The organism is Ferrimonas kyonanensis DSM 18153, assembly GCF_000425405.1.
GTDB lineage: Bacteria > Pseudomonadota > Gammaproteobacteria > Enterobacterales > Shewanellaceae > Ferrimonas > Ferrimonas kyonanensis.
The window spans coordinates 167,505-178,894 of sequence record NZ_AUDJ01000014.1 but is presented as its reverse complement, the minus strand read 5'-3'; the positions used below and the strand labels follow the sequence as shown (position 1 = coordinate 178,894).

At 56.7% G+C, this 11,390-nt stretch carries 9 protein-coding genes; 1 reads left to right on the top strand and 8 read right to left on the bottom strand.

The annotated features are described in order from the left end of the window. Positions 1-83: 83 nt before the first annotated feature. From odhB to sdhC, 6 genes are all read right to left on the bottom strand, one after another. Entirely contained in the window at positions 84-1,289 is a 1,206-nt protein-coding gene (gene odhB, locus H598_RS0106580; RefSeq protein ID WP_028112309.1) for a 2-oxoglutarate dehydrogenase complex dihydrolipoyllysine-residue succinyltransferase, read from the bottom strand. A gap of 20 nt (positions 1,290-1,309) precedes the next feature. Continuing rightward, positions 1,310-4,120 carry a 2-oxoglutarate dehydrogenase E1 component gene (gene sucA, locus H598_RS0106575; RefSeq protein ID WP_028112308.1) on the bottom strand — a complete coding sequence of 937 codons (2,811 nt, stop codon included), beginning with the start codon at positions 4,118-4,120 and terminating at the stop codon, positions 1,310-1,312. Positions 4,121-4,314: 194 nt separating this feature from the next. After that, positions 4,315-5,022, bottom strand: a complete 708-nt coding sequence (locus H598_RS0106570) for a succinate dehydrogenase iron-sulfur subunit (RefSeq protein WP_028112307.1) — start codon at positions 5,020-5,022, stop codon at positions 4,315-4,317. A gap of 13 nt (positions 5,023-5,035) precedes the next feature. After that, positions 5,036-6,790 carry a succinate dehydrogenase flavoprotein subunit gene (sdhA, locus tag H598_RS0106565; RefSeq protein WP_028112306.1) on the bottom strand — a complete coding sequence of 585 codons (1,755 nt, stop codon included), beginning with the start codon at positions 6,788-6,790 and terminating at the stop codon, positions 5,036-5,038. Next, positions 6,791-7,138: a succinate dehydrogenase, hydrophobic membrane anchor protein gene (gene sdhD / locus H598_RS0106560; RefSeq protein ID WP_028112305.1), complete on the bottom strand. Its 348-nt coding sequence runs from the start codon at positions 7,136-7,138 to the stop codon at positions 6,791-6,793. After that, positions 7,132-7,506 carry a succinate dehydrogenase, cytochrome b556 subunit gene (sdhC, locus tag H598_RS0106555; RefSeq protein WP_028112304.1) on the bottom strand — a complete coding sequence of 125 codons (375 nt, stop codon included), beginning with the start codon at positions 7,504-7,506 and terminating at the stop codon, positions 7,132-7,134. The genes sdhD and sdhC overlap by 7 nt, the downstream gene beginning before the upstream one ends. Positions 7,507-7,904: 398 nt before the next feature. Between sdhC and H598_RS0106550 the strand changes: the two genes are divergently transcribed. Then, complete coding sequence (locus tag H598_RS0106550; RefSeq protein ID WP_028112303.1) at positions 7,905-9,191, top strand: citrate synthase; 1,287 nt, start codon at positions 7,905-7,907, stop codon at positions 9,189-9,191. Positions 9,192-9,326: 135 nt separating this feature from the next. On the opposite strand, the gene H598_RS0106545 is transcribed toward H598_RS0106550, so the two are convergent. After that, the gene (locus tag H598_RS0106545; RefSeq protein ID WP_035415555.1) at positions 9,327-9,959 is read right to left on the bottom strand and encodes an HAD family hydrolase; all 633 of its coding nucleotides are present in this window, start codon (positions 9,957-9,959) and stop codon (positions 9,327-9,329) included. A gap of 29 nt (positions 9,960-9,988) precedes the next feature. Beyond that, positions 9,989-10,960: a 23S rRNA pseudouridine(955/2504/2580) synthase RluC gene (gene rluC, locus H598_RS0106540; RefSeq protein ID WP_028112301.1), complete on the bottom strand. Its 972-nt coding sequence runs from the start codon at positions 10,958-10,960 to the stop codon at positions 9,989-9,991. Positions 10,961-11,390: the final 430 nt, after the last annotated feature.

The following is an 11,390-nucleotide window of genomic DNA, read 5'->3' as shown; positions in this document are numbered from 1 at the left end:
ATATAACGTCTTGTTATTCCGGCCTAAACTCCGACCGGGCATGGGGTGGTCGCCCCTGTGTCGAGGGCGACCGCTTTTTTTGGTTAGATGTCCAACAGCAGACGCGTAGGATCTTCCAACAACTCTTTAATGGTAACCAGGAAGCCGACCGACTCCTTGCCGTCGATCACCCGGTGATCATAGGACAGGGCCAGGTACATCATCGGCAGAATTTCGACCTTACCGTCCACCGCCATCGGCCGATCCTTGATGGCATGCATGCCCAGGATCGCACTTTGAGGTGGGTTGATGATTGGGGTGGACATCAGGCTGCCGAACACGCCGCCGTTGGTAATGGTGAAATTACCGCCGGTCAGCTCTTCCACGGTCAGCTTGCCGTCTCGACCTTTGATCGCCAGCTCTTTAATCCCCTTCTCGATCTCCGCCACCGACAGCTTGTCGGCATCGCGCAGTACCGGCGTCACCAAGCCTCGGGGGGTGGACACGGCGATGCTGATGTCGAAGTAGTTGTGATACACCATGTCATCGCCATCCAGCGACGCGTTGACCTGAGGATAACGCTTCAGCGCCTCGACCACGGCTTTGACGTAGAAAGACATAAAGCCCAGACGAATGCCGTGGCGTTTTTCAAAGATGTCCTGATACTGCTTGCGCAGCACCATGATCGGCTGCATGTTGACCTCATTGAAGGTGGTCAGCATGGCGGTGGAGTTCTTCGCCTCCAGCAGTCGCTCGGCGATGCGCTTTCGCAGACGGGTCATCGGCACCCGCTTGTCGGTGCGACCCGACAGCTCGACCGCCGGTGCTTCGGCCTGGACCACTGGCGCCGCCGCGGGCTTGCTCTTCAGGAAGGCTTCCACGTCTTCCTTGCTGATGCGGCCACCGACACCGGTGCCGGTGATGGCCGCCGCGTCCAGGTTGTGCTCGGCAATCAATCGACGAACCGAAGGACTCAGGGCGTCGTTGCCCTCGCCGGCTTCTGCAGCCACGTCGGCAGGGGCATCGGCCTTGGCCTCGGCTTCCTGCTTGCTGACCTCGGCACCCGGAGCGGCACCGGCCTTGAACAGGGCAATGACTTGCTCGCCGAGCACGGTATCGCCCTCTTCATGCTTAATTTCGCTGATGACGCCGTCTTCCGGTGCCGGAACTTCCAACACCACTTTGTCGGTTTCAATGTCGACCAGTACCTGATCGCGGCTAACGCTGTCGCCTGGCTGAACGTGCCATGTGGCGATGGAGGCATCGGCGACTGACTCTGGCAGTACGGGAACCTTAATTTCGATGCTCATCTGAACCTTTCCTTGTGCAATTATTCTTTAATATTCAGGGCGGCATTCACCAGCGCCTGTTGTTGTTTGTTATGAACGGAAGGATACCCCACCGCCGGAGCTGCCGAGGCCTCGCGGCCGGCGTAGGTCAGGTTGGCCCCGGAAGGGATCGCCTGCCAGAAATGGTGCTGACTGGAGTACCAGGCCCCTTGGTTTTGCGGCTCTTCCTGACACCAGACAAAGTCGGTCACGTGCTGGTACTGGTCGAGAATCTTAGCCATCTCGTCATGGGGGAAGGGGTACAACTGCTCGACCCGAATCAGGGCAACGTCGGTGATTTCGTTACGGCGACGCTTGTCCAGCAGGTCGTAGTAGACCTTACCGGAGCAGAACACCACCCGGTTCACCTGACTCGGTTCCAGCTCATCCATCTCACCAATCACGTTCTGGAAGGTGCCATTGGCCAACTCCTCCAGGCTGCTTACCGCCAGCGGGTGACGAAGCAGGGATTTCGGCGACATCACCACCAACGGCCGCCGCATCGGGCGCACCTCCTGACGGCGAATCATGTGATACACCTGAGCCGGCGTGGACGGTACACACACCTGCATGTTGTGGTCGGCGCACAGTTGCAGGAAGCGCTCCAGGCGTGCTGAAGAGTGCTCCGGTCCCTGGCCTTCGTAGCCATGGGGCAACAGCATGGTCAGGCCACACAAACGGCCCCACTTCTGCTCACCTGAGCTGAGGAACTGGTCAATCACCACCTGGGCACCGTTGGCAAAGTCACCAAACTGGGCTTCCCACAGCGTCAGGGTCGCGGGCTCGGCGGTGGTGTAACCGTATTCAAACGCCAACACCGCTTCTTCCGACAACACCGAGTCGTAGATCTCGATCGGTGCCTGCGTGTCACTCAGGTGGCGCAGTGGCATATAGGCCGTCGCGTCGTTCTGGTTGTGCAGCACGGCGTGGCGATGGAAGAAGGTGCCCCGGCCGGAGTCCTGACCGGTAATGCGGATGCGGGTGCCGTTATCCAGCAGCGTGGCGTAAGCCAAGGTTTCGGCCATGCCCCAGTCCAGCGGTTTCTCGCCGGCAGCCATCAGTTCCCGATCTTTGTAGATCTTGGCAACCCGGGACTGCAGTTTGTGGCTGGCGGGAATGTCGCAGATCGCTTCGCCCAACTGCTGCAGCTTGGCCGTAGGAACTTTGGACTGATAGTCACAATCCCAGTCATGGCCCAGGTACGGGGTCCAATCCACAGAGTGCTGGGTCATGGTGCGCCATTCCGGCACCACACACTCGCCCTGGTCCAGCAGATCCCGGTAACCGTTCACCATCTCGGTGACCTCGGAATCAACCATCACGCTTTGCTCCACCAGACGATCGGCGTAGATCTTACGTGGTGTCGGGTGCTTCTTAATCTTTTGGTACATCAGCGGTTGAGTGGCGTTGGGCTCGTCCGCTTCGTTGTGACCATGGCGGCGGTAACAGATCAAATCAATCACCACATCGCGGCCAAATTCATAACGGTAATCCACCGCCAGTTGCGCCACAAAAGCCACCGCTTCCGGATCGTCGGCATTGACGTGGAAAATCGGTGCCTGGACCATCTTGGCGATGTCGGTGCAGTATTCGGTGGAGCGGGTATCTTCCTGGTTGGAAGTGGTAAACCCGACCTGGTTGTTGACCACCACCCGCACGCTGCCGCCAACACTAAAGCCACGGGTCTTGGACATGTTGAAGGTTTCCTGCACCACCCCCTGACCGGCAATGGCAGAGTCGCCGTGGATGGTTACCGGCATCACCTTCTGGCCGTTTTCACAACCGAGGCGATCCATGCGGGCCCGCACCGACCCCATCACCACCGGATTCACGATCTCCAGGTGCGACGGGTTAAACGCCAGCGCCAGGTGGACGTTGCCCGACGGAGTCGCAAAGTCGGAAGAGAAGCCCTGGTGGTATTTAACGTCACCACTGCCCAGGGTTTCATCGTGCTTACCGGCAAACTCGTCAAACAGATCGGCGGGCTTTTTGCCCAGCACATTGACCAGCACGTTGAGGCGGCCCCGGTGCGCCATGCCCACCACCACCTCTTTGGTGCCGTGGTCGCCGGCGCGATAGATCAGTTCGCGCATCATCGGAATCAGGGCATCGCCGCCTTCCAACGAGAAACGCTTGGCACCGGGGAACTTGGCACCCAGGTATTTTTCCATCCCTTCGGCGGCATTCAGACCGGACAGAATCCGCTTCTTATGCTCAGCGTCAAAGCTGGCTTTGCCCGCCACCGGTTCCAGGCGCTGCTGAATCCAGCGCTTCTCGTCGGTGTCGGTAATGTGCATGTACTCGGCACCAATGGAGCCGCAGTAGGTGGATTTCAGTGTCGACAACAGGTCAGCCAGCTTTAGGGTATCGCTGCTGGACACGAACGAGCCGATGTTGAATTCCCGCTCCATGTCATTGTCGGTGAGGCCGTGAAACTCTGGGGTCAATTCCACGACCGGTTCCCGTTTCCACAACCCAAGCGGGTCAAGGTTGGCGGCCTGGTGGCCCCGGAACCGGTAGGCGTTGATCAGCTGCAGGACTTTTACCTGCTTGGCGGTGATCTCAGGATCGACCGCGGTTTTCACTGAACTGGTTTGCTCCATGGCCACCTGACGGAAGTAGTCCTGAATGCGACGATGATTCGCTTCCTGGGCCGTTCCATTTTTAGGCAGGTGGTCGAAGATGTCTCGCCACTGTACGCTGATGCCATCCGGATCATCCAGATAGGCTTCATACAGCTCTTCGATATAACTTGCGTTGGCACCGGCTAGATGGGAGCTATCCAGCCAATCCTGCAGTGAGCCTTGTTGCATCTGTATTCCTTTATAAAACCAAGCCTGGCTATACCTGTTGCCTTTCTACGGCATTATTGTTGTGTTTTCCACTGCCCTTTAGTCGTAATTATGGCGGGCGGTGTCAGGGGCACTATACAAAAAGGTCACACTCTTCGCAGCCGAAGAGGTGACCTTAAATTCAAATACAACGATAACCAACTCGTTGCATATCGCTACACGGCCCGTTGCAGCAGCATGGACTTGATGTGACCGATGGCCTTGGTGGGATTCAATCCCTTAGGGCACACGTTCACGCAGTTCATAATGCCATGACAACGGAACACACTGAACGCATCATCCAGATCACCCAGCCGCTCTTCGGTAGCAGTATCGCGACTGTCTACCAGGAAGCGGTAGGCATGCAGCAGACCGGCCGGACCGACAAACTTATCCGGGTTCCACCAGAACGACGGACAGGAGGTGGAGCAACAGGCGCACAGAATGCACTCGTACAGGCCATCAAGCTTGGCCCGCTCCTCCGGCGACTGCAGGTTTTCACTGCCTGCCGCACCCTGCTCGTTGATGAGATACGGCTTCACTTTCTCGTACTGCTTGTAGAACTGACTCAGGTCCACCACCAGATCCCGCACCACCGGCATGCCGGGCAGCGGACGAATGGTCAATTTCTTGCCTTTAAAGGCAGAAATTGGCGTGATGCAGGCCAGGCCGTTCTTGCCGTTCATGTTGAGACCGTCCGAGCCACAGACGCCTTCTCGGCAGGAGCGCCGGAATGCCAGCGCCGGATCCTGCTCTTTGAGCATCAGCAGAATATCCAGCACCATCACATCCGAGCCTTCGGGCAGGTTCATGGTGTAGTCCTGCATCCGCGGCTTGGCGTCGGTCTCCGGGTTGTAACGGTAGACAGAAACTTCAAAGTTCATTCTCTGCCCCTCCTTAATAGGTACGCTTTTTCGGCGGGAAGGCGTCCCGCAGTTTGGGAGTCATGTTGACATCACGCTTGGACATCTCGCCGTTGACCGGGTTGTAGATGCTGTGGCACAGCCAGTTGGCATCGTCCCGCTCCAGATAGTCTTCACGGGAATGAGCACCGCGGCTCTCGGTACGGAAATTGGCCGCCTCGGCGGTTGCCAGCGCCGTCTCCATCAGGTTGTCCAGCTCCAGGCACTCGATGCGGTTGGTGTTGAACGCCTTGGAGCGATCATCGAGCTTGGCGTTGTCCAGGCGGGCCTTGATGGCTTTCAGCTCCTTGAGGCCTTCGGCCATGGAGTCACCCTGGCGGAACACCGAGAAGTTCAGCTGCATGCACTGCTGCAGATCTTTGCGAATCTGAGTCGGGTCTTCGCCATGCTCGTTGCCTTCCCAGCGATTCAAGCGAGCCAGAGAGGCCTCGATGTCCGCTTCGGTGGCTTCTTTATGAACCTGCTGGGCAGACAGGGTCTCCCCCAGGTGCTTACCGGCTGCCCGGCCAAACACCACCAAGTCCAACAGCGAGTTGCCGCCAAGACGGTTGGCGCCATGCACCGATACACAGGCGATTTCACCCACCGCCAGCAACCCTTGCACCGGCTCTTCGTTGATGCCGATCACCTGGCCGTTCACATTGGTCGGCACACCACCCATCATGTAATGGCAGGTTGGAATTACCGGAATCGGTTCCTTGACCGGATCGACGTGGGCAAAGGTACGGGACAGTTCACAAATGCCTGGCAGGCGAGACTCCAGTACCTCCTCGCCGAGGTGATCCAGCTTCAGCTTGGCGTGTGGTCCCCACGGGCCATCGCAGCCACGACCTTCTCGAATTTCGGTCATGATGGAACGAGCCACCACGTCGCGACCCGCCAGGTCTTTGGCGTTGGGCGCATAACGCTCCATGAAGCGCTCACCGTCTTTGTTCAGCAGGTAGCCGCCTTCGCCCCGACACCCTTCGGTCACCAGCACCCCGGCACCGGCGATGCCGGTAGGGTGGAACTGCCACATCTCCATGTCCTGCACCGGCACACCGGCACGCAGGGCCATGCCAACGCCGTCACCGGTGTTGATGTGGGCATTGGTGGTGGACGCATAGATGCGGCCGGCGCCGCCGGTGGCCAGCACCGTGGCCTTGGCTTTGAAATAGACAATGTCGCCGGTTTCGATCTCGATGGCGGTGCAGCCTACGACGGCACCGTCTTCGTTCTTGACCAGATCCAGGGCATACCACTCTGAGTACACCTCGGTTTTGTTCTTAACGTTCTGCTGATACAAACAGTGCAGCAGGGCATGGCCGGTACGGTCTGCGGCGGCGGCGGTTCTGGCTGCCTGCTCACCACCGAAGTTCTTAGACTGGCCGCCGAACGGGCGCTGATAGACGCGACCGTTGTCGAAGCGGCTGAACGGCAGGCCCATGTTTTCCATCTCGGTGATGGCTTCCGGGCCGGTTTTGCACATGTATTCGATGGCGTCCTGGTCGCCGATGTAATCGGAACCTTTAACGGTGTCGTACATGTGCCATTCCCAGTTGTCTTCATGGGCGTTGCCCAGGGCAACCGTAATGCCACCCTGTGCCGATACCGTGTGCGACCGGGTTGGAAAGACTTTAGACAGCAAGGCACAAGACTTGCCTTCCTGGGAAATCTGCAGTGCGGCACGCATACCTGCGCCGCCGGCACCAATGACAATTGCATCAAACTCGCGAACTGGAATACTCACTTACACACCCCACAGTACAACAACGCCGGTAGCCAGATACGCCAACAGCACTACGTTGATAACGAACAGCAGAAAGGCTCTCAATTTGGCGGGCTTGATGTAGTCAGTGACTACCTGCCACATGCCAATCCAGCCATGGATTAGTACGCTGAATAACGCCAAAAGGGTGAACACTTTCATCGCCACCGAAGCGAACAGCCCCTGCCAGGCGGCAAAAGTCAGTTCCGGGGTGGTCACCAGATATCCCACGAGAAAAAGGAGGTAGGCCAGCATTACCAGGGCGCTGGCGCGGATCAATACGAAGTCCTGAACGCCACTGCGTCCGAACGTTGCGGCGTTCTTTACCATAACCAGGCTCCTGCCAAAACAGCGACGACCAGGGTAAGAGCAAAGCTGGCTTTCGCCGAGGCATTGCCTGATCCCATCTCTTCAAAATGTCCCAGGTCCTGGAACAGATGACGAATGCCACCAATGACGTGGTATGCCAACGCCGTCAAAATGCCCCACAGGATCACTTTAACGGGCAACATCTGGAAGTAGGACTGGACTTCGGCGAACCCCTGAGCGCCGCTCAATGAGGTCGACAGAAGCCACAACAGAATGGCAAGGGCAACGAAGGTAATTACACCACTGACGCGATGCAGGATTGATGCTATCGCCGTGGCCGGAAACTGGATTTGACTCAAATCCAAATACACAGGTCTTTGCTTATTCACAGCTGCTCACTCAGCTCCATTGAGCATTTTTTGTTATATCCACCGAGTATGGGATTCATTCCCAACTCCAAGGTAGGCTTTTGGAACAGAAAATAGGCAATATTTTAGCCGAGTGTTTGCCGGAAAAACCCGCATGACCTCACCGCTCTACTGCCTCTTTTCAGCGGCCCGGGCCCAGTATACATATCGCTGATTTTGATTACAAACATCACATTTTGCCGATTTATGGGATTTTACACACACAAGTATTTGTATTGTGGGTGTTAGCCCGAAATGAATAAAAGTCGTGCTTTTTCGACTAAAGCTCCGACCAGACAATTGCTTTTTGTGATTCGTGTCTCGTAAAATGGGGGCAACGTTATGGATAGATAACAATAATGTAGTAAGGAGAACAAAGTATGGCTGAATCTAAAGCCACACTGCAGGTTCCGGGTCAGGAAGCCTTCGATTTGCCGATTAAATCGGGCACAGCTGGCCACGATGTGATCGACATTAGCAGCTTGGGAAAGCAAGGATTCTTTACCTTTGACCCTGGCTTTATGGCGACCGCCTCTTGCGAGTCTGAGATCACGTTTATCGACGGCGCGAAAGGCGTACTGCTGCACCGCGGCTACCCCATCGATCAATTGGCAACCCGCTCCAGTTATGTCGAAGTATGCTATCTGTTGCTGTACGGCGAACTGCCAAATGCCGCGCAACTGAAAAAGTTTTCCAGCACTGTGCGTAACCACACCATGGTTCACGAACAGATCTCTACCTTCTTTAAGGGGTTCCGTCGCGACGCCCACCCAATGGCGATTCTGTGTGGCGTAGTGGGTGCCCTGTCCGCGTTCTATCATGATTCACTGGACGTGAATAACCCCACCCATCGCGAGATCTGTGCCTACCGCCTGATCTCCAAAATGCCAACTCTGGCGGCGATGGCCTACAAATACAACCTGGGTCAGCCATTCGTTTACCCGCGCAATGATCTGTCCTTCGCCGGTAACTTCCTGCACATGATGTTCTCTGTGCCTTGCGAGGAGTACCACGTTAACCCGGTCATCGAACGTGCCATGGACCGCATCTTTATTCTGCATGCGGATCACGAGCAGAACGCCTCCACCTCCACCGTACGTCTGGCAGGCTCCTCCGGCGCTAACCCGTTCGCCTGCATCTCAGCCGGGGTTGCCTCGCTGTGGGGCCCGGCTCACGGCGGCGCCAACGAAGCCTGTCTGGAGATGCTGGCCGAAATCGGCAGCGTCGATCGCATTCCCGAATTCATCGACAAGGCCAAAGATAAGAACGACCCGTTCCGCCTGATGGGCTTTGGTCATCGGGTGTACAAGAACTTCGACCCTCGGGCCACCGTGATGCGGGAAACCTGCCACGAAGTTCTGAAAGAGCTGAACATTCAGGATCCATTGCTGGACGTGGCCATGGAGCTGGAGCGCATCGCTCTGGAAGACCCGTACTTTGTCGAGAAGAAGCTGTACCCCAATGTCGACTTCTACTCCGGCATCATCATGAAGGCCATCGGCATTCCGACCTCCATGTTTACGGTGATTTTCGCCTTGTCCCGCACCGTGGGCTGGATTGCCCATTGGCAGGAGATGCTGAGTCAGCCCGGCCACAAAATCGGCCGGCCTCGCCAGCTTTATACCGGTGCGCCGATGCGCGATTACCGCGAAGTCAGCGACCGCTAACCCGTCCTTGGCAGCAAAAAAAACCCGGAATCTCGATTCCGGGTTTTTTATTGGCCGTGACTCTGGGGCATTTACTCTAGAAAAATCGATTGCCTCTATCGGTTTTTCTCCAGCGTTTGGTGCCATTTCTGCTGTTCAGGGCAGCACATCCATCAATTCCATGGGGTGATGAATGATGGCCCTGGGAGCCGCCTGCTGCAACTTGGCCACCGACGACGCCCCGTAAGAAACGCCAACCCCAACCGCCCCGGCTCGATTGGCCATCTCCAGATCAAACAACGCATCTCCCACCATCACCGCCGCCGCAGGATCGCAGCGCAGTTGCTGGCACAGCTGCAGAATCATCTCCGGATTCGGTTTAGACGCCGCTTCGGTGGGGGTGCGACTGGCATCAAACAACGCCCCGAGACCGGACTGGGCCAGCACCCGCTCCAATCCCGGCCGGCCTTTGCCGGTGGCTACCGCCAACTGATACCCTCGCCGCTTGAGGGTATGCAACAGCTCCTCTGCCCCATCAAACAGCGGTGTCTCCACCTGGCTACGTTGCAGATACCACTGGCGATACTGATGTTGAAATGCCTGATTCTGCTGCGAATCAAGCTCCGGTGTCAGTGCCTCAATGGCGGCATCAATGGACAAACCGATAATGGAACGAATCTCTTCGCCATCGGGCACCCGCAACGCCAGCTCGGTGGCGGCACGTTGCCAACTGTCGACGATACGGTCCACCGAGTCCATCAGGGTGCCGTCCCAATCAAAAATCACCATCTGGCAAGGGGTCAAAGCGGTCTCTTCCTCTATTTACTGTTCAGTGCTTTCAGCGCCCGCTTGAGTCGCGGCTCCATCGGCGCTTCCAGCTCGATGGTCGTTTCCTCGCCCGGATGAATAAAGCGCAGCTTATGAGCGTGCAGGAACAGCCGATCCAGCCCTCGCTCTTTCATGTTGCGATCAAACCCGTCATCGCCGTAACGGTCGTCACAGGCAATGGGATGGCCCTTGCACTGGGCATGGACCCGAATCTGATGGGTACGACCGGTAATGGGACTGGCTTCCACCAGGGTGGCCTCACTGCCAAAACGCTCTACGACCCGGAAACGGGTTTCAGAGGGTTTGCCCTCACCGTCGACCCGCACCAGCCGTTCTCCGGATTTGAGGGTATTTTTCAACAATGGCTCGTTGACCACCTTATCGCGGTCCTGCCACTTGCCTTTCACCAGCGCCAGGTACTGCTTCTTCATGGTCTTGCTGCGCAGCTGGTTCTGCATGTGCTTGAGGGCCGAGCGCCGCTTGGCCAGCATCAGCAGCCCTGAGGTGGCCCGATCCAGTCGGTGCACCAACTCCAGGTTTTTCTCTTCCGGCCGCAGTGCTCGCAGCGCTTCGATGACCCCGAAATTCACCCCACTGCCGCCATGAACGGCGATGCCGGAAGGCTTGTTGATCACCAGGATCAACTTATCTTCATAGACAATGTGCTGCTCCAACTCGGCCACTTTACGCAGTTTCGCCGACGGGGCCGTGTCCTCATTGCTCTTTTCGGACACTCGAATCGGCGCAATGCGAATCTCATCGCCGCCAATAAGTTTGTATTCCGGCTTAATTCGCTTTTTGTTGACTCGAATCTCGCCTTTTCGAAGTAGTCGATAAATAAGGCTTTTAGGAACGCCTTTAAGGAAAGTGCGCAAAAAATTATCAATCCGCTGGCCTTCATAGTCCGGCTCGACGGTCACCCACTGCACTTTGGGTGTTTTTGGAGTCTTTGAATCAGTCATGGGCGCCATTGTACTACGATTCCACTTTCTATCGATAATATCGCGATTGACGATTGCCGCATTGTGGTGAAATTGCTATATTCTTTTCGTTGTGGACGGGTTTGAACTGTGAATTTTAAACCGTCGGCAATGATTTGGTCCTGCTATCGGTGATTTACAGACAAAATTTGTCGGTGCCAGGCCCCGGAAAGCGATGAAACACTTCTTGCCACCGGAGCGGCACTTACCTTCCCTAGCAGTCGACCCATTAATAGGAATGCATAATCGGAAACCGATTCAGGTCATTCGTCCGGAACTGTAGCCGGAAAGAATTTTCAGCCTGAGCGCACTGCGCTTGGGTAGCAGTTGTAAGCTGCACAAAAAGTGGAACAAGGGTTGAAGAGAGCATCTGCGGCGCGCCCGCAGCCAACCCTTATAAACCTTAATGTGT

What these genes read in the sequence shown, in the direction of transcription:
- odhB (WP_028112309.1), bottom strand. Translation starts at nt 1,289, where the DNA reads ATGAGCATCGAAATTAAGGTTCCCGTACTGCCAGAGTCAGTCGCCGAT.
- sucA (WP_028112308.1), bottom strand. Translation starts at nt 4,120, where the DNA reads ATGCAACAAGGCTCACTGCAGGATTGGCTGGATAGCTCCCATCTAGCC.
- H598_RS0106570 (WP_028112307.1), bottom strand. Translation starts at nt 5,022, where the DNA reads ATGAACTTTGAAGTTTCTGTCTACCGTTACAACCCGGAGACCGACGCC.
- sdhD (WP_028112305.1), bottom strand. Translation starts at nt 7,138, where the DNA reads ATGGTAAAGAACGCCGCAACGTTCGGACGCAGTGGCGTTCAGGACTTC.
- H598_RS0106550 (WP_028112303.1), top strand. Translation starts at nt 7,905, where the DNA reads ATGGCTGAATCTAAAGCCACACTGCAGGTTCCGGGTCAGGAAGCCTTC.
- H598_RS0106545 (WP_035415555.1), bottom strand. Translation starts at nt 9,959, where the DNA reads ATGGTGATTTTTGATTGGGACGGCACCCTGATGGACTCGGTGGACCGT.
- rluC (WP_028112301.1), bottom strand. Translation starts at nt 10,960, where the DNA reads ATGACTGATTCAAAGACTCCAAAAACACCCAAAGTGCAGTGGGTGACC.